Below are 17,523 nucleotides of genomic sequence, written 5' to 3'. Positions count from 1 at the left end.
GGCAGACAGGGGACCGCTTCGGGGTCGGCCGGTGAGGGCGTCAGCCGTTGCGCGGGCCGGGGAACGCGTTCGGCCTGACCTCCTCGCGGAGGGTGGGGCTGCCTGCCGTCGGCTGGGTCGGCATCGGCATGGGCATCGGCATCGGCATGGAGCGGGCCGCCGGGACCGTGGGCATGCCGGTGTTGACGCCGACCGTGCGGGCTCCCGAGGGCTCGGTCGCGCGCTCGGCCTCCGCGGCGGCCTGGGCGGTCGCCCGGCGGGCGCCGTAACGGCGGTGCACCGCCTGCTTGGTGACGCCGAGAGCCGAGCCCACCGCGTCCCACGAGAAACCCAGTGAGCGGTCGAAGTCCACGGCGGCCGTGACCAGGGTCTCGACGCTGTCCCGCAGCTCCTGGGCGAGGCGGACGGTCGGAGCGGGAGCGCGTCCGTAGACGACGAAGCCCGTGGAGGGGCCGGAGCGGCGCGGACGGTAGACGTTGCCCAGCTGGGCTGTCAGCGTGCGCAGTGCGTCCACCTGCCGGCGGACCCGCTCGATGTCCCGCACCAGCAAGTGCAGGCTGGCCCGAGCCTGGGCGTCGTGGGTTGCGTGGTCGGCCATGAACAAGCCTCTCGAACCGGCGTTGAAAAGGACCGGGCCGCGATTGCGGCCCGTTTTGGTCAACTCTTTCTTGACCAACGCGTTTCGAGGTGAGTGGTCACGCATCAGGGGCGTGGAACCATATGCGTACGCCCCCGGCGGTCGGGCGGGCGCCAACGGTGGCGACCGGTCTGACGAGGGGGTTTGTCGTGTGCGGGGCCCTGCGGGGGCCCTACCGGGCGTCGTTGTGCGCTGCCGCCTGGCAGGGGACGGCAGGGACTGCTGGCGTCGTCGTGGGCTGGGAGAGTTATTGGCTGCGGGGCGGTGGGGGCTTGTCGCGCAGTTCCCCGCGCCCCTGAAGGGGCGCGGCCCCGGGTCTGTGATGCGGGCAGTCCCGGGGAGCGCGCCCCATAGACTGGTGCGCTGCCCGTTGTGAATTCGCCCGAGAGGCCGACTGCCACCCATGAAGCTCGTCTTCGCCGGCACCCCCGAGGTCGCCGTTCCCGCTCTGGACGCCCTGATCGCCGCCGGGCGGCACGAGGTGGCCGCCGTCGTCACGCGGCCCGACGCGCCGGCCGGACGGGGACGCAGGCTGGTCGCGAGCCCCGTCGCCCAGCGCGCCGAGGAGGCCGGGATCGAGGTGCTCAAGCCCGTCCGGCCACGGGACGAGGACTTCCTCGCGCGGCTGAGGGAGATCGCCCCCGACTGCTGCCCCGTCGTCGCCTACGGCGCGCTGCTGCCCCGGGTCGCGCTCGACATCCCCGCCCACGGCTGGGTCAACCTGCACTTCTCGCTGCTGCCCGCCTGGCGCGGGGCGGCGCCCGTGCAGCACGCCGTCATGGCCGGGGACGAGATCACCGGGGCGTCCACCTTCCTCATCGAGGAGGGACTCGACTCCGGGCCGGTGTACGGCACCGTCACCGAGGAGGTGCGGCCCACCGACACCAGCGGGGACCTGCTGACGCGGCTCGCCTTCGCCGGGTCCGGGCTGCTCGCGGCGACCATGGACGGGATCGAGGACGGCACCCTGAAGGCCGTGCCGCAGCCTGCCGACGGTGTCACCCTGGCTCCGAAGATCAGCGTCGAGGACGCGCACGTGGACTGGGCCGCGCCCGCGCTCCGGGTCGACCGGGTCGTACGGGGCTGCACGCCCTCGCCCGGTTCGTGGACCGTCTTCCGCGGGGAGCGGCTGAAGCTGATCCAGGTCGTGCCGGTTCCCGAGCGGACGGATCTGGCGCCGGGGGCGTTGGCGGTCGGGAAGAACAACGTGTACGTGGGTACGGGGTCGTACGCCGTCGAGTTGTTGTGGGTGCAGGCGCAGGGGAAGAAGCCGATGCGGGCGGCGGACTGGGCCCGGGGGGTCCGGATCGCCTCCGGCGAGGTGGTGGGGGGCTGAACCGGTCGCTCCGCGGGGTGGGCGGTTCCTCGTCCGCGGGCCGGTGGGGGCTTGTCGCGCAGTTCCCCGCGCCCCTGGGGGCCGGAGGGGAGCTGGTGCCTGGAAGCGTGCGGCTTCGTCGCTGTGTGAGTTGCGCAGTTCCCCGCGCCCCTGGCGGTTGGAGGGGAGCTGGTGCCTGGAAGCGTGCGGCTTCGTCGCTGTGTGAGTTGCGCAGTTCCCCGCGCCCCCAAGAGTGCCTGGCCCCGGGTGTGCGGTTCTCCGTGCTTCTGAAGGGGCGGCGTACGCTGTGGAGGTATCTCTTCCACTGAGCCGGAGCACCTTTTTCGTGAGTGAGCAGACTCGTCGGCCCCGTCAGCAGGGCAAGCCCTATCGTCGTCCGAAGAAGGACCCGGTGCGGATGCTCGCCTTCGATGCCTTGCGGGCGGTGGACGAGAGGGACGCGTACGCGAATCTCGTGCTGCCGCCCCTGCTGCGGAAGGCGCGGGCGGAGGGCGACTTCGACGGGCGTGACGCGGCACTGGCGACGGAGCTGGTGTACGGGACACTGCGCAGGCAGGGGACGTACGACGCTGTCATCGCCGCGTGCGTCGACCGGCCGCTGCGGGAGGTCGACCCGCCGGTCCTGGACGTGCTGAGCCTGGGCGCGCATCAATTGCTCGGGACGCGCATCCCGACGCATGCGGCCGTGTCCGCGACCGTCGACCTCGCGCGGATCGTGCTCGGCGACGGGCGGGCGAAGTTCGTCAACGCCGTGCTCCGCAAGATCTCCCGGCAGGAGCTGGACGCCTGGATCGAGCAGGTCGCACCGCCCTACGACGAGGACGCCGAGGACCATCTCGCGGTCGTGCACTCGCATCCGCGGTGGATCGTCTCGGCCCTGTGGGACTCGCTGGGCGGCGGGCGCGCCGGTATCGAGGATCTGCTGGAGGCCGACAACGAACGGCCCGAGGTGACCCTCGTGGCCAGGCCGGGGCGTGCCACCGCCGCCGGAATCCTCGGTGAGGTCGGTGAGGAGACCGCGCTGCCGGGGCGCTGGTCGCCGTACGCGGTGCGGCTGGCCGAGGGCGGGGAGCCGGGCGCCATCGACGCCGTACGCGAAGGACGGGCCGGCGTCCAGGACGAGGGCAGCCAGCTCGTGGCGATCGCTCTCGCGAACGCGCCCCTCGACGGACCCGACAAGGCATGGCTCGACGGGTGTGCGGGACCGGGCGGCAAGGCGGCCATGCTCGCCGGGCTCGCCGCCGAGCGCGGGGCCGTGCTGCTCGCCTCCGAGAAGCAGCCGCACCGGGCCAAACTGGTCGCGAAGGCACTGGCCGGGAACCCCGGGCCGTACCAGGTCATCGCCGCCGACGGGACCCGTCCGCCGTGGCGCTCGGGGACCTTCGACCGCGTACTGATGGACGTGCCCTGCACCGGGCTCGGTGCCCTGCGGCGGCGGCCCGAGGCGCGTTGGCGGCGCCGCCCCACGGACCTGGACGGGTTCGCGCCGCTGCAGCGCGGACTGCTGCGCACCGCGCTCGACTCGGTGCGGATCGGCGGTGTCGTCGGGTACGCCACCTGCTCGCCCCACCTCGCCGAGACCCGGGCCGTGGTCAACGACGTACTCAAGGAGAAGGACGGCGAGCTGATCGACGCCCGCCCGCTCTTCCCGGACGTCCCGGCCCTGGGTGAGGGACCGGACGTCCAGCTGTGGCCGCATGTGCACGGGACGGACGCCATGTATCTGGCGCTGATCCGCCGGACCGGCTGACCCGGACCGGCTGACCCGCACCCGCCGACCCGCACCCGCCGACCCACATCGGCTGACGCACTCCGCCGGCCCACCTCCGCCGCGGCTGCCTTGGGCCGGTGCGGTCACTCCGTCGGGCCGCCCGGTCGTGGGGCCGGTTCCGACGGGGACCCCGCGTCCGGCGCGGCAGGCGTCGGTGGGGTGGCCGCGGGGCCGTTCCCGCCCTTGTCCACGATGTCCCTGGGCCTGGCCCTGTCCCTGGCCCCGGTCTCCTGTGCCAGTCGGTTCGGCCACCAGATCCTCGGTCCCACGTCCAGGAACAGGGACGTCACGAGGACCGAGCGCACGATGAACGTGTCGAGCAGTACGCCGAGGGCGACCGTGAACCCGATCTCGGCGAAGGCGACCATCGGCAGTGTCCCCAGGGCGGCGAACGTGCCCGCCAGGACCAGGCCCGCCGAGGTGATGACCGCGCCGGTGGCGGCGAGGCCCGTGACCACGCCGGGGCGGGTGCCCTGGCGGGCGGTCTCCTCGCGGATGCGGGTGGTCAGGAAGATGTTGTAGTCGATGCCCAGCGCCACCAGGAAGACGAAGACGAACAGCGGGAAGTCCGTCGACTCGCCCGCGTAGTCGAAGACGTGCCGGAACGCGAGCGCGCTGATCCCCAGCGCGGCGGCGAAGGACAGCACCACCGTGCCGATCAGGAGCAGTGGGGCGATCAGGGCGCGGAGCAGGCCGCAGAGGATCAGCAGCACCACGACCAGCACCAGCGGGATGATCAGGATGTTGTCGTGGGTAGTCGCCGCGTCCATGTCCAGCAGAGCCGCCGTACCGCCGCCCACCTGGGCGTTCGCGTCGGGCACCGCGTGCACGGCGTCCCGTACCCGCTCCACCGTCCGTTTCGCGGCCTCGCTGTCGGCCGGGGCGGTCATGGTCGCCTCGAAGAGGACCTTGCCCTCGAACTCCGGTTTCGTGCCGGGCGGCAGGCCCAGGGACTCCGGTACGACACCGCGGGTGTCCGTGACCGCCCGCTCGACCCCCTCGGCCCGTTCGCGGTCGCTGATGACGACGAGCGGATCGCCGCTGCCCGCCGGGAAGTACCGCGCGGACACCTCCTGGCCGACGATCGAGTCGGGCTTGTCGGTGAAGGAGTCGGCGTTGCTGATGCCCTCCGCGCGCAGTTGGACGAGGCCCACCGACAGCAGCGCGAGTGTCGCCGCCGTGATGACCCAGACCAGCCGCGGGCGGTGCGAGAAGCGGTTGCCCATCCGCGCCCAGACACCGCGCTCGGTCGGATCCTCGGAGCCGAAGTGCGGGACCACCGGCCAGAAGATCCAGCGCCCGCAGATCACCAGCAGGGCCGGGAAGAGCGTCAGCATCGCGACCAGTGCCACGGCGACGCCGATGGCGGCGACCGGGCCGAGGCCGCGCGTCGAGTTCATCTCGGCGGCGAGCAGCACCAGCATGCTCAGGACGACGGTGGCGCCGGACGCGACGACGGCCGGGCCCGCCCGGTGCAGGGCCAGCGCCATGGCCTCGTGGCGGTCCTCGTGGCGGCGCAGCTCCTCCCGGTAGCGGGCCACCAGGAGCAGGGCGTAGTCCGTGCCCGCGCCGAAGACGAGCACCGTGAGGATGCCCGCGCTCTGCCCGTTGACGGTCAACCCCGCGTGCTCCGCGAGGAGATAGACCAGCGCCTGCGCGGTGAACAGCGCGGCGACCACACCGATCAGCGGGACCAGCAGCAGGCTCGGGCTGCGGTAGGTGAGCAGCAGCATCACGATGACGACGGCCATCGCCGAGAACAGCAGCGTGGAGTCGATGCCCTCGAAGGCCTCGGAGAAGTCGGCCGACGTACCGCCCGGGCCCGTGATGTGCACGGCGAGTCCGTCCCCGCCCTTGCCGACGTCCGCACGGATGGCGTCGACCGCGGGCACGATGCGCTCCCAGCCCTTCTCGTCCATCGTGATCGGCACGGCGACCTGGGCCGCCCGCGGGGCCGTCTTCCGGTCGAACACGGGGCCACGGGTCTCCGCGCCGCGCAGGCCGTGCTCGCGCAGTTCCTTGAGTTCCCGTACGTCCCGGGCGATCCGTACCCGGTCCTGTGCGGTGAGGCCGTCGGCGCGGGCGTACACGACGATCGCGGGGAGCTGTTCCGGCCTGAAGTCCTCGGAGGTCTGCAGGACTTGGGTGGACTCGGCGGAACCGGGCAGCCAGGAGGCCGCGTCGTTGTCCTGGGCGTCGGTGAGCTTCTGCGCGAAGGGTGCCATGAGCACGAGCAGCACCAGCCACAGTCCCACCACGAGCCACTTGGCCCGTCGGCCGCAGACCAGCCGGCCGATACTCCGCCGCTGCTTTCCCTGAGACTCCCGCGACCCCCGAGAGTCCCGAGACCCCTGAGTCTCCCGAGAGTCCTTGGATCCCCGAGATCCCCGAGGCTCCCGTGTTCCCTGTGCGTCCGTCATGGCCGTCCCCGTAGCCGCTCATCGAGCCGGTGGGCCGACAAGGATGGCACGGGCCGTCCGGCCGGTGCAGCCCCCCGGCCTGAACGAGTTGGTACATACCGACCGGTCCGGCCCGGGACCGGGGAGGCAACCGGCTCCGGGCATGGCAGGCTTGTGGCATGGCCGCGCAGATCAATCCCAGCATCCTCTCCGCCGACTTCGCCCGCCTTGCCGAGGAGGCAAAGGCGGTGGAAGGGGCCGACTGGCTGCATGTCGACGTGATGGACAACCATTTCGTCCCCAACCTCACGCTCGGCGTACCGGTCGTAGAGTCCCTGGCACGGGCGACGGACACCCCGCTGGACTGTCATCTGATGATCGAGGACGCCGATCGGTGGGCGCCCCAGTACGTAGAAGCGGGTGCCGGTTCCGTCACCTTCCACGTCGAGGCCGCCGCGGCACCCGTGCGGCTGGCCCGCGAGATCCGGGCCAAGGGCGCCCGTGCCTCGATGGCGCTGCGGCCCGCGACCCCCATCGAGCCGTACGAGGATCTGCTGCCCGAGCTCGACATGCTGCTGATCATGACCGTCGAACCGGGCTTCGGGGGCCAGGCGTTTCTCGACATCATGCTTCCGAAGATCCGCCGTACCCGCGAGTTGATCAGCAAGCACGGTCTCGAACTGTGGCTCCAGGTCGACGGCGGGGTCTCCGCCTCCACCATCGAGCGCTGCGCCGAGGCGGGAGCCGACGTCTTCGTCGCCGGCTCGGCCGTCTACGGGGCCGCCGACCCCGCCCAGGCGGTACGTGCATTGCGCACGCAGGCGGAGGAGGCGACGGCCCAGGCAGCATGGGCATGCGGCCACTGAGCCAAGGGAACGTGAACGCCGCCCCTCAGGGCTGATCAAGTACGCCGGATCTGCAAGGATGAACGGCGAATCCAGAGTGTGAACAGCAGTGAGGAGATCGCCGTGTCGGGTATGTCGGCGGGCCGGTCAGCCATGCGGATGGGACCCGCCGAGCTGGTGCAGGCGGCGGCCATGGCCCGCCGCTTCTACCTAGAGGGCAAGTCCAAGATCCAGATCGCCGAGGAGTTCGGCGTCAGCCGCTTCAAGGTGGCCCGGGTCCTGGAGACCGCCCTCGAACGGGATCTCGTGAGGATCGAGATCCGTGTCCCCGCGGAGCTGGACGCGGAGCGCTCCGATGCGCTGCGCGCCCGCTACGGTCTGCGGCATGCCGTGGTCGTCGAGTCCCCGGCGGAGGCCGTGGAGTCGCCCGACCCGGAGAACCTCGGCGAGGTGGCCGCCGACCTGCTCGGTGAGCTGGTCGCCGAGGGCGATGTGCTCGGTCTCGCCTGGGGCCGCTCCACCATCCACATGGCGGCGGCGCTCGACCGGCTGCCGCCGTGCACGGTGGTGCAGCTGACGGGTGTCTACGACGCCGGGACGGCCGAGCGCGGCTCGGTCGAGGCCGTCCGCCGGGCCGCCCAGGTCTCCGGCGGCGACGCCCACCCCATCTACGCGCCGATGCTCCTGCCGGACGTGGCCACCGCGGCCGCCCTGCGCAGCCAGACGGGGATCGCCCGGGCCTTCGAGTACTTCGACAAGGTCACCGTGGCCTGTGTGTCCATCGGGTCCTGGGAGGCCGGGATCTCGACGGTGCACGACATGCTCACCGAGGAGGAGCGCGCCCACTACGCGTCCCTCGGGGTCGAGGCCGAGATGTCCGCGCACCTCTTCGACGTCGAGGGCCGCCGCGTCGGACGGGACCTGGGGGAGCGGTGCATCACCGTCGAGGCCGACCGGCTGCGGCGGATCCCCGAGGTCGTCGCGATCGCCGGGGGACAGCGCAAGTCGGGCGCCATCGACGCGGTGCTGCGGTCCGGGCTCGTCACCAGCCTGGTGACGGACACGGCGGCGGCGGACGCCCTGATGACGACGGGTCCGGCGCCGCGTCCGGCCCTGGACCGGGCGGACCCCGACGGGCTCTGAGCCGGCTCGGTACACCGAGGTCCGCCTACAGGTTCACCGCGGTACACCGAGATCCGTCGTGATCCACCGGCCGTTCGAGGCAGCGCGCCGGGTGGGGACGGCCAGGTAGGGGCGGTCGGCTGGGGACGGCCGTGGCAGCATCGACGACATGCTGCTCCGGTCCGTCCCCCGTCTGGTTCCCGGGCTGCTGGGGTGCGTTGTGGCCCTGCTGCCGGCCCAGGCCCCCCGACGCTAGCCCTCTGACGCGCATTGTCACGGGGCGGGGCGGCGAGGTCTACTACACCGATGATCACAACAACTCGTTCAGGGCGGTGCTGAGATGACGCACGACGAGCCGGAAGGCGACCTGCCGGACCGCCACGTGGTCACCCTGGAGCTTGACGGGGTCGCGGACAAGGCGGGCTTCATGGAGCGCTGCGTACGCGTCCTGGAGCTGCCGGAGTGGTTCGGCCGGAACTGGGACGCGCTCGCCGACAGCCTCGCCGACCCGTCCGTGTGGCCCGCGGCCGTCGGCGAACGGCGACTGCTGGTCGTCGTCACCGGCTGGCGGACGTACGCGCGCACGCGGCCCGACGAGTGGGAGATCGCCGAGGACGTCTTCGCCCAGGCGGCCGACCGCACCCCGGCGCTCACCGTGGCGCTGGCCCTGGGGACCTAGGGGCTCGGAGGTCCGGGGCCCGGGGGTCTGGGGAACCGGGGTCTGGGAGGATCCCACGAAGAGGCCCCTGACCAGCCTGGATGATCGACCCAGGGCGTGCACGGCTCCTCACATGGGACAATGAAGTACGTGCTCTCCCTCGGGCTGACCTGTCCGGGGGCCGCCTCTGATCGACTGGGATGTGCAGCACGTGCGTTTCCTCAACGACATCCAGCCCGCGTACGACCTGACGTACGACGACGTCTTCATGGTGCCGAGCCGTTCCGCGGTCGGCTCGCGGCAGGGCGTCGACCTGGCTTCGCCGGACGGCACCGGCACCACGATTCCCCTGGTGGTCGCCAACATGACCGCGATCGCGGGGCGCCGGATGGCCGAGACCGTGGCCCGCCGCGGCGGCCTCGTCGTCATTCCGCAGGACATCCCGATCGAGGTCGTCGCCGAGGTCGTCTCCTGGGTCAAGAGCCGGCACCTCGTGCTGGACACCCCGATCATCCTCGCCCCGCACCAGACCGTCGCCGACGCCCTGTCCCTGCTGCCCAAGCGCGCGCACAACGCCGGTGTCGTGGTGGACGGCGAGAGCCGGCCCGTCGGTGTGGTCACCGACGCCGACCTGAACGGCGTCGACCGCTTCACCCAGTTGTCCGAGGTCATGTCCCGCGACCTGCTGCTCCTCGACGCGGACATCGAGCCGGGGGAGGCGTTCGACAGGCTCGACCACGCCAACCGCCGGTACGCCCCCGCCGTGGACAAGGACGGCCGGCTCGCCGGCATCCTCACCCGGAAGGGCGCCCTGCGCGCCACGCTCTACACGCCGGCCACCGACGCGGACGGCAGGCTGCGCATCGCGGCCGCCGTCGGTATCAACGGCGATGTCGCGGGCAAGGCGAAGCAGCTGCTCGCCGCGGGCGTCGACACGCTCGTCGTGGACACCGCGCACGGCCACCAGGAGTCGATGCTCTCCGCGGTGCGGGCCGTCCGCGGGCTCGACCCCCAGGTGCCGATCGTCGCGGGCAACATCGTCGCCGCCGAGGGCGTACGCGATCTGATCGAGGCCGGCGCGGACATCATCAAGGTCGGTGTGGGACCGGGCGCCATGTGCACCACGCGCATGATGACCGGCGTGGGCCGCCCGCAGTTCTCGGCCGTCCTGGAGTGCGCGGCCGAGGCGCGGAAGCACGGCAAGCACGTGTGGGCCGACGGCGGTGTGCGGCACCCGCGCGATGTCGCCATGGCCCTGGCGGCGGGCGCGTCGAACGTCATGGTCGGCTCGTGGTTCGCCGGTACGTACGAGTCGCCGGGCGACCTCCAGCAGGCCGCCGACGGACGTGTGTACAAGGAGTCGTTCGGCATGGCGTCCGCGCGCGCGGTGCGCAACCGTACGTCGGAGGAGTCGGCGTACGACCGGGCCCGCAAGGCGCTGTTCGAGGAGGGCATCTCGACGTCCCGGATGTTCCTCGACCCGTCCCGGCCGGGGGTCGAGGACCTGGTCGACTCGATCATCGCGGGTGTGCGGTCCTCGTGCACGTATGCCGGTGCCGACTCTCTTGCGGAGTTCGCGGAGCGGGCGGTTGTCGGGGTGCAGAGCGCTGCGGGGTATGCGGAGGGGCAGCCTCTGCATGCCAGCTGGAGCTGAGGGCTCCGCCGGCGGGGTGGAGTCGCGTGTGCCGGCCGACTGTGGCTGGTCGCGCCGTTCCCCGCGCCCCTGGAGGGCGACAAGATTGCGCCGTTCCCCGCGCCCCTGAAGGGCGACAAGATTGCGCCGTTCCCCGCGCCCCTGAAGGCGACGAGACTGCGCCGTTCCCCGCGCCCCTCAAGGGCGAAAGATCGGGCCGTTCCCCGCGCCCCCTACCGGTGCGCAATGAACGTTCGTCTGTTGGGGATGTGCGCAACGATCTTGCGGACACGCGCATGGTTGGCGCATTACGGGTGGGAAGTCCGGGCTCATAGAGTCGTGCGCTGAGCGAAGTGTGGCGGGGACCCCGTGCACGGTGGTCCCCTCCGCAGGGCCGTCGTGGGGTCCCGCCGCCTCGACCGGCAGCGATGAAGGAGCCAGCCGCGTGCACGACCACGGCGCACCACCGCAGTCCCGCAGTCATCCCCCGGCCGCCGGGCCCGGCGCGCGGCTGATGCGCCGCAAGCCCGTGGAGGTCCTGGTCGCCGAGGGCGGCCGGGGCGAGGGCGGCAGCCTCCACCGCTCCCTCGGACTGTGGCAGCTGACGATGATCAGCATCGGCGCCACGCTCGGCACCGGCATCTTCGTGGTCCTCGGCGAGGCCGTTCCGAAGGCGGGCCCCGCCGTCACCGTCTCCTTCGTGATCGCCGGACTCACGGCACTCTTCTCGGCCCTCTCCTACGCCGAGCTCGCGGGCACCATCCCGGTCGCCGGATCCTCGTACTCGTACACGTACGCCACCATGGGCGAGCTGATCGCCTGGATCTGCGGCTGGTGTCTCGTCCTGGAGTACGGCGTCTCCGTCGCGGCCGTGGCCGTCGGCTGGGGCGAGTACCTGAACGAGCTGCTCGACGGCACGATCGGCGTCACCATCCCGGACGCGCTCTCCGCGCCACCCGGGGACGGCGGGATCTTCAACCTGCCCGCGCTGATCGTCGTGCTGCTCGCCATGGCGTTCCTGCTCGGCGGCGCCCGCGAGTCCGCGCGCGCCAACACCGTCATGGTCGTCGTCAAGATCGCCGCGCTGCTGCTGTTCTGCGTGATCGGTGTGCAGGGCTTCCGCTCCGGCAACTACGCGCACTTCATGCCGCTCGGCATGGCCGGCGTCAGCGCCGCAGGAGCGACCCTCTTCTTCTCCTACATCGGCTTCGACGCGGCCTCCACCGCGGGCGAGGAGGCCAGGAACGCCCAGCGCGACCTGCCGCGCGCGATCATGCTCTCCCTGATCATCGTGACCGCCCTGTACGTGCTCGTCGCGGCCGTCGCCGTCGGTGCCCTGCCCTGGCGGGAGTTCACCGACTCGGAGGCCGCGCTCGCCGGGATCATGAAGGACGTCACCGGTGACGCCTTCTGGGGCACGCTGCTCGCGGCCGGCGCGGTCGTCGCCATCGCGAGTGTCGTGCTGACCGTGCTCTACGGGCAGACCCGCATCCTCTTCGCCATGTCCCGCGACGGACTGGTGCCCAAGGTCTTCTCCCGCGTCCACCCGAAGAGCGGGACCCCGCGTGTCAACACCGTCATCGTCTCCGTGTTCTGCGGTGTCCTCGCCGCCGCGATCCCGCTCGGGCAGCTCGCCGACGCGACCAGCATCGGCACGCTCTTCGCCTTCGCGCTGGTGAACGTGGCCGTCGTGGTGCTGCGGCGTACGCAGCCCGGGATGCCCCGTACGTTCCGGGTGCCGCTGTCGCCGCTGATGCCCGCGCTGGGCTTCGGCTTCTGCGTGTGGATGATGGGCAGCCTCTCCATCGTGACCTGGGTGGTCTTCGGGGCCTGGATGGCTGTCGGGCTCGTGTTCTACTTCAGTTACGGCTACCGGCGGTCGCGTCTTGCGACCGGAGCGACGGGTGCGACCGATGCGTCCACCGCGGCCGGTGCGAACAGCGAAGAGAAGTGATCCACCCGCAGTGCTGAACGATCTCGACGAACGTATCGTGCACGCCCTTGCCGAGGACGCTCGGCGCTCCTACGCCGACATCGGGCAGGAGGTCGGGCTGTCCGCGCCCGCCGTGAAGCGGCGGGTGGACCGGCTGCGGGCCAGTGGGGCCATCACCGGGTTCACCGTGCGGGTGGACCCGGCGGCGCTCGGGTGGGAGACCGAGGGGTTCGTCGAGATCTACTGCCGCCGGAACACCTCGCCGGAGACGATTCAGCGAGGGCTGGAGCGGTATCAGGAGGTGGTGGCCGCTTCCACCGTCACGGGGGAGGCGGATGCGGTGGTGCAGGTGTTCGCCTCCGATATGCGGCACTTCGAGCGGGTGCTTGAGCGGATCGCGGGGGAGGCGTTCGTCGAGCGGACGAAGTCCGTGCTGGTGCTTTCGCCGTTGTTGCGGAGGTTTTCTTCCGGGGCGCCGACGTAGCGCTCCGCGGGGGGCGGGGGAGTGTTCGGCTGCGGGTCCGGTGGGGGCTTGTCGCGCCGTTCCCCGCGCCCCTGAAGAGCAAAAGATTGCGCCGTTCCCCGCGCCCCTGGAAGCGAACAGGATTGCGCAGTTCCCCGCGCCCCTGGAAGCGAACGAGACTGCGCCGTTCCCCGCGCCCCCAAAGGCAAAAGCCTGTGCCGTTTCCCGCGCCCCTGGAAGTGACTCCCCGTGCTCCTGGAAGCGGGCGGGGTAGCATTGGGGTGTGATCTGGCGACATTGAGTTAGACGTTGTGCCTCCCGAGGGCCGCCTCGGATGCCGTGGTTTCGGTGTCCGAACTCTCGCGGTTCTTTCGGGAAGGCCCCATGACACTCTCTTCCTCGCGGCGGCTGACCGCCGTGCTGTACGGCTACGCGTTCCTCGACGACTTCGTCCTGCTCTATCCGGTGTACGCGCTGCTGTTCGCCGACAGCGGGCTCACGGTGTGGCAGATCTCCTCGCTCTTCGCTCTCTGGTCCGGCACCGGAGTCGTGCTGGAGATACCGTCCGGCGCCTGGGCCGACGCCGTCTCACGGCGGTTGCTCCTGTGGGTGGGGCCCCTTCTCACCGCCGCCGGATTCACGCTCTGGGTGCTCGTGCCCTCGTACTGGGCGTTCGCCCTCGGGTTCGTGCTCTGGGGCGTCAAGGGGGCGCTCGGTTCCGGCGCGCTGGAGGCGCTGGTGTACGAGGAGCTGGACCGGCTCGGTGCGGCCGACCGCTACGGCCGTGCCATGGGCCGGGCCCGTGCGGCGGGACTCGTGGGCGTGATGGCGGCGATGGGCCTGGCCGGCCCGGTCTTCGCGTACGGCGGCTATCCGGTGGTCGGAGCCGCCAGTGTGATGGCCTGTCTGCTCACCGCCGCCGTCGCGACACGCTTCCCCGAGCACCGGGAAGCGGACCCCGGGGCCACGTCCGGCGAGGGGTGGGTCGCGCCCCTGCGGGCCGGGCTCGCCGAGGCCCGCGGGGACCGGTCCGTACGCGCCGCCCTGCTGCTCGTACCGGCCGTCACCGCGGTGTGGGGCGCGCTCGACGAGTACACGCCCCTGCTCGTCCGGGACACGGGGGTCGCCGAGAACGCCGTGACGCACTGGCTGTTGCTGATCTGGGCGGGGGCGACGGTCGGCGGGCTGCTCGCCGGCCCGGCACAGCGGCTGGGCGGGGGCGGCTTCGCCGGGATCCTGGCGGGCTCCGCGCTGGCGCTCGCCATGGGCGCGGGGGCGCGGACCCCGGCCGCGATCGGTCTGGTCGCCCTCGCCTTCTGCGGGTTCCAGCTGGCGAGCGTCCTGGCCGACGCCCGGCTCCAGGAGAGCATCGAGGGAACCGGCCGGGCCACCCTGACCTCCGTCGCCGGGGTCGGCACCGACCTGGCCACCGTCGCCGTGTTCGGCGCCTACGCGGTGGTCGGGTCGGCGACCTCGCACGCCGGCGCCTTCGCGCTGTCGGCGGTGCCCTACCTCCTCACGGCGCTGGTCGTCGCCGCCGGGAGGAGCGCGGCCAGAACTTCGGAAGCCACGGCACGACCGTGAAGTCGCGTCCGCCCTTCGCGCCCGGCAGGTCGGAGTCGGTGACCGCACCGGAGACGACCGCGGTGCCCGTCGCCTTCAGCGGGTCGTCGTCGTCCTTCGCCGCCGGATGCGCGCCGAAGGAGAACGTGATGTCGTCCCCGGCGGACCGGTACGTCTTAGCGCCGCCGGTGGGGAGGCTGCCTCGCGCGCGGCCCCGCCGGGCGTACGAGGGAGAACCTTCGGGCCCGGGGCGCGCAACGAATCACCGTCGGAGTGCCGATGGACGCAACGATTCGCGTACCAGCGCGCAACGGCTCCTCCTTGTCCCCCGGAACCCCCGCCCGTACCGTCGATCTGGCCGCCAGTCCGGCCCCCGACCACACCCCTTTCCTTCCTGTGAGGAACACGCATGCGCACCGCCCTGCTCCAGAGCTCCGGCCGCCCCGGATCCGTCGTCGGGAACCTCAAGGTCCTCGACGAGGCCGCGGGCCGCGCCGCCGCCGCGGGCGCCGGGCTGCTGATCGCCCCGGAGCTGTTCCTCACCGGCTACGCGATCGGCGCCGATGTGCACCGGCTCGCCGAGCCCGCCGACGGGGACTCCGCGGACGAGATCGCCGAGATCGCCGGCCGGCACGGCGTCGCTGTCGTCTACGGCTACCCGGAGCGCGCTTCGGACCTCGTCTTCAACTCGGCCCAGCTGATCGCCCCCGACGGCAGGCGCCTCGCGAACCACCGCAAGACACACCTCTTCGGCTGCTTCGAGCAGGAGTGGTTCACCCCCGGGGACGAGCCGGTCGTCCAGGCCGAGCTGGACGGTCTCCGCGTCGGGCTCATGATCTGCTACGACGTGGAGTTCCCGGAGAACGTCCGCGCGCACGCCCTCGCCGGCACCGATCTGCTCGTGGTGCCCACGGCCCAGATGCACCCGTTCCAGTTCGTCGCCGAGTCCGTCGTGCCCGTGCGGGCCTTCGAGAACCAGATGTACGTCGCGTACGTCAACCGGGTCGGCACGGAAGGGGAGTTCGAGTTCGTCGGGCTCTCCACCCTGGCAGGACCCGACGGCGGCGCCCGGGCCCGCGCGGGCCGCACCGAGGAACTCGTCCTGGGCGACGTGGACCCCGCGTTCCTCGCCGCCTCACGCGAGGCCAACCCGTACCTGAAGGACCGCCGCCCCGGCCTCTACGGGGCCCTCGTCCGGCACCCCCGCCCGATCTGACGAGAACCACCGGCCCCACCTCAAGCTTTCGCGCAAGGAGTCCGTACCCCATGACGTCCACGGTGCCCCCCGCCGTCCCGCACACCGACGCGCAGCCGCCTATCACCATGTTCGGCCCGGACTTCCCGTACGCGTACGACGACTTCCTCGCGCACCCCGCGGGACTCGGCCAGATACCCGCGACCGAGCTGGGCGCCGAGGTGGCCGTCATCGGCGGCGGCCTGTCCGGCATCGTGGCGGCGTACGAGCTGATGAAGATGGGCCTCAGGCCCGTCGTGTACGAGGCGGACAAGATCGGCGGGCGGCTGCGGACGGTCGGGTTCGAGGGCTGCGACCCCTCCCTCACCGCCGAGATGGGGGCGATGCGCTTTCCGCCGTCCTCCACGGCGCTCCAGCACTACATCGACCTGGTGGGGCTGCGGACCGAGCCGTTCCCCAACCCGCTCTCCGAGACCACGCCCTCGACCGTCGTCGACCTCAAGGGCGAGTCGCACTACGCCCAGACGCTCGCCGACCTGCCGCAGGTCTACCGGGACGTGGCCGCCGCCTGGAACGCCTGCCTGGAGGAGGGCGCCGACTTCTCCGACATGAACCGGGCGATGCGCGAGCGTGACGTCCCCCGCATCCGCGAGATCTGGGCGAAGCTCGTCGAGAAGCTCGACAACCAGACCTTCTACGGATTCCTCTGCGACTCCACGGCGTTCAAGTCCTTCCGGCACCGCGAGATCTTCGGGCAGGTCGGCTTCGGCACGGGCGGCTGGGACACCGACTTCCCGAACTCCATCCTGGAGATCCTGCGCGTCGTCTACACCGAGGCCGACGACCACCACCGCGGCATCGTCGGCGGCAGCCAGCAGCTCCCGCTGCGCCTGTGGGAGCGCCAGCCCGAGAAGATCGTGCACTGGCCGTACGGGACCTCGCTGGCCACGCTGCACGGCGGGCAGCCGCGGCCGGCCGTGACCCGGTTGAACCGCACCGCGGGCAACCGGATCACCGTGACCGACGCCTCCGGCGACATCCGTACGTACCGGGCGGCGGTCTTCACCGCGCAGTCCTGGATGCTGCTGTCCAAGGTGGCCTGTGACGACGCGCTCTTCCCGATCGACCACTGGACGGCGATCGAGCGCACCCACTACATGGAGAGCTCCAAGCTGTTCGTACCGGTGGACCGGCCGTTCTGGCTGGACAAGGCCGTCGACGACGGGGGGAATCCGACGGGGCGGGACGTCATGTCGATGACGCTCACGGACCGTATGACGCGCGGTACCTACCTCCTCGACAACGGCCCGGACAGGCCCGCCGTCATCTGCCTCTCCTACACCTGGTGCGACGACAGCCTGAAGTGGTTGCCGCTGTCCGCGAACGAGCGGATGGAGGTGATGCTGAAGTCGCTCGGCGAGATCTATCCGAAGGTCGACATCAGGAAGCACGTCATCGGCAACCCGGTGACCGTGTCCTGGGAGAACGAGCCGTACTTCATGGGGGCGTTCAAGGCGAACCTGCCTGGTCACTACCGTTATCAGCGGCGCCTGTTCACGCACTTCATGCAGGATCGGCTGCCGGAGGACAAGCGGGGTATCTTCCTCGCGGGTGATGACATCTCCTGGACGGCCGGGTGGGCCGAGGGGGCCGTACAGACCGCGCTCAACGCGGTGTGGGGCGTCATGCACCACTTCGGTGGGGAGACCGACCCGTTGAACCCCGGTCCCGGTGACGTCTTCGACGAGATAGCTCCGCTGGAACTCCCGGAGGACTGAGGGATCCCCTCCGGGGGTACGTGGCGCTGCCCGGTCCGGCCCCGGGTGCGGCCCCGGTGGGGGCTTGTCGCGCAGTTCCCCGCGCCCCTGAAGGGGCGCCCCTTCAGGGGCGCGGGGCACAGCGCGGGCCGCCCCCCCCCGCCCCCCCGCCCCCCCCCCGCGGGGCCCCGGCGCCGGCCCCGCCGCCTAC

At 71.7% G+C, this 17,523-nt stretch carries 13 protein-coding genes and 1 pseudogene; 12 read left to right on the top strand and 2 right to left on the bottom strand.

Annotated features, from left to right (window positions below):
- Nucleotides 1-40 precede the first annotated feature (40 nt).
- Nucleotides 41-598: a hypothetical protein gene (locus tag ACH4DZ_RS21290; RefSeq protein ID WP_398288793.1), complete on the bottom strand. Its 558-nt coding sequence runs from the start codon at nucleotides 596-598 to the stop codon at nucleotides 41-43.
- 442 nt (nucleotides 599-1,040) lie between these two features.
- Between ACH4DZ_RS21290 and fmt the strand changes: the two genes are divergently transcribed.
- Both fmt and ACH4DZ_RS21280 read left to right on the top strand, forming a co-directional pair.
- Nucleotides 1,041-1,973 (top strand): methionyl-tRNA formyltransferase, encoded by a 933-nt coding sequence (gene fmt, locus ACH4DZ_RS21285; RefSeq protein ID WP_398288792.1) that lies wholly within the window; start codon nucleotides 1,041-1,043, stop codon nucleotides 1,971-1,973.
- 325 nt (nucleotides 1,974-2,298) lie between these two features.
- The gene (locus ACH4DZ_RS21280; protein WP_398288791.1) at nucleotides 2,299-3,723 is read left to right on the top strand and encodes an RsmB/NOP family class I SAM-dependent RNA methyltransferase; all 1,425 of its coding nucleotides are present in this window, start codon (nucleotides 2,299-2,301) and stop codon (nucleotides 3,721-3,723) included.
- A gap of 104 nt (nucleotides 3,724-3,827) precedes the next feature.
- On the opposite strand, the gene ACH4DZ_RS21275 is transcribed toward ACH4DZ_RS21280, so the two are convergent.
- Nucleotides 3,828-5,999 carry an MMPL family transporter gene (locus tag ACH4DZ_RS21275; RefSeq protein WP_398288790.1) on the bottom strand — a complete coding sequence of 724 codons (2,172 nt, stop codon included), beginning with the start codon at nucleotides 5,997-5,999 and terminating at the stop codon, nucleotides 3,828-3,830.
- A gap of 323 nt (nucleotides 6,000-6,322) precedes the next feature.
- Here ACH4DZ_RS21275 and rpe point away from each other — a divergent pair, with 323 nt between their 5' ends.
- From rpe to ACH4DZ_RS21225, 10 genes and pseudogenes are all read left to right on the top strand, one after another.
- A complete protein-coding gene (gene rpe, locus ACH4DZ_RS21270; RefSeq protein WP_398288789.1) occupies nucleotides 6,323-7,009 on the top strand; it encodes a ribulose-phosphate 3-epimerase in 687 nt (228 codons plus the stop codon).
- A gap of 78 nt (nucleotides 7,010-7,087) precedes the next feature.
- Nucleotides 7,088-8,131 carry a sugar-binding transcriptional regulator gene (locus ACH4DZ_RS21265; RefSeq protein WP_398288788.1) on the top strand — a complete coding sequence of 348 codons (1,044 nt, stop codon included), beginning with the start codon at nucleotides 7,088-7,090 and terminating at the stop codon, nucleotides 8,129-8,131.
- A gap of 245 nt (nucleotides 8,132-8,376) precedes the next feature.
- Nucleotides 8,377-8,454, top strand: a pseudogene (locus tag ACH4DZ_RS21260) (ribonuclease N); the annotation flags it as partial.
- A complete protein-coding gene (locus tag ACH4DZ_RS21255; RefSeq protein ID WP_398288787.1) occupies nucleotides 8,451-8,789 on the top strand; it encodes a barstar family protein in 339 nt (112 codons plus the stop codon). The pseudogene ACH4DZ_RS21260 and the gene ACH4DZ_RS21255, both read left to right, overlap by 4 nt.
- 190 nt (nucleotides 8,790-8,979) lie before the next feature.
- Complete coding sequence (locus ACH4DZ_RS21250) at nucleotides 8,980-10,422, top strand: GuaB1 family IMP dehydrogenase-related protein (protein ID WP_398289209.1); 1,443 nt, start codon at nucleotides 8,980-8,982, stop codon at nucleotides 10,420-10,422.
- Between the two features lie 424 nt (nucleotides 10,423-10,846).
- A complete protein-coding gene (locus ACH4DZ_RS21245; protein WP_398288786.1) occupies nucleotides 10,847-12,355 on the top strand; it encodes an amino acid permease in 1,509 nt (502 codons plus the stop codon).
- Nucleotides 12,356-12,365: 10 nt separating this feature from the next.
- A complete protein-coding gene (locus tag ACH4DZ_RS21240) occupies nucleotides 12,366-12,818 on the top strand; it encodes an Lrp/AsnC family transcriptional regulator (RefSeq protein WP_398288785.1) in 453 nt (150 codons plus the stop codon).
- 363 nt (nucleotides 12,819-13,181) lie between these two features.
- Nucleotides 13,182-14,381, top strand: coding sequence for an MFS transporter (locus ACH4DZ_RS21235; RefSeq protein ID WP_398288784.1), 1,200 nt, complete (start codon nucleotides 13,182-13,184; stop codon nucleotides 14,379-14,381).
- Nucleotides 14,382-14,769: 388 nt separating this feature from the next.
- Entirely contained in the window at nucleotides 14,770-15,576 is an 807-nt protein-coding gene (locus ACH4DZ_RS21230; RefSeq protein WP_398288783.1) for a carbon-nitrogen hydrolase family protein, read from the top strand.
- A 50-nt stretch (nucleotides 15,577-15,626) separates the two neighbouring features.
- On the top strand, nucleotides 15,627-17,333 hold the full coding sequence (locus tag ACH4DZ_RS21225) for a flavin monoamine oxidase family protein (RefSeq protein ID WP_398288782.1): 1,707 nt from the start codon (nucleotides 15,627-15,629) through the stop codon (nucleotides 17,331-17,333).
- Nucleotides 17,334-17,523: the final 190 nt, after the last annotated feature.

Source organism: Streptomyces sp. NPDC017991 (assembly GCF_044328075.1).
Lineage (GTDB): Bacteria > Actinomycetota > Actinomycetes > Streptomycetales > Streptomycetaceae > Streptomyces.
Note: the sequence above shows the minus strand (reverse complement) of the source record. Positions and strands in the feature narration are given on the sequence as shown.

Excerpts from the sequence above, each read along its gene's own strand:
- ACH4DZ_RS21290 (WP_398288793.1), bottom strand. The coding sequence starts at position 598 with ATGGCCGACCACGCAACCCACGACGCCCAGGCTCGGGCCAGCCTGCAC.
- fmt (WP_398288792.1), top strand. The coding sequence starts at position 1,041 with ATGAAGCTCGTCTTCGCCGGCACCCCCGAGGTCGCCGTTCCCGCTCTG.
- rpe (WP_398288789.1), top strand. The coding sequence starts at position 6,323 with ATGGCCGCGCAGATCAATCCCAGCATCCTCTCCGCCGACTTCGCCCGC.
- ACH4DZ_RS21255 (WP_398288787.1), top strand. The coding sequence starts at position 8,451 with ATGACGCACGACGAGCCGGAAGGCGACCTGCCGGACCGCCACGTGGTC.
- ACH4DZ_RS21235 (WP_398288784.1), top strand. The coding sequence starts at position 13,182 with ATGACACTCTCTTCCTCGCGGCGGCTGACCGCCGTGCTGTACGGCTAC.
- ACH4DZ_RS21230 (WP_398288783.1), top strand. The coding sequence starts at position 14,770 with ATGCGCACCGCCCTGCTCCAGAGCTCCGGCCGCCCCGGATCCGTCGTC.
- ACH4DZ_RS21225 (WP_398288782.1), top strand. The coding sequence starts at position 15,627 with ATGACGTCCACGGTGCCCCCCGCCGTCCCGCACACCGACGCGCAGCCG.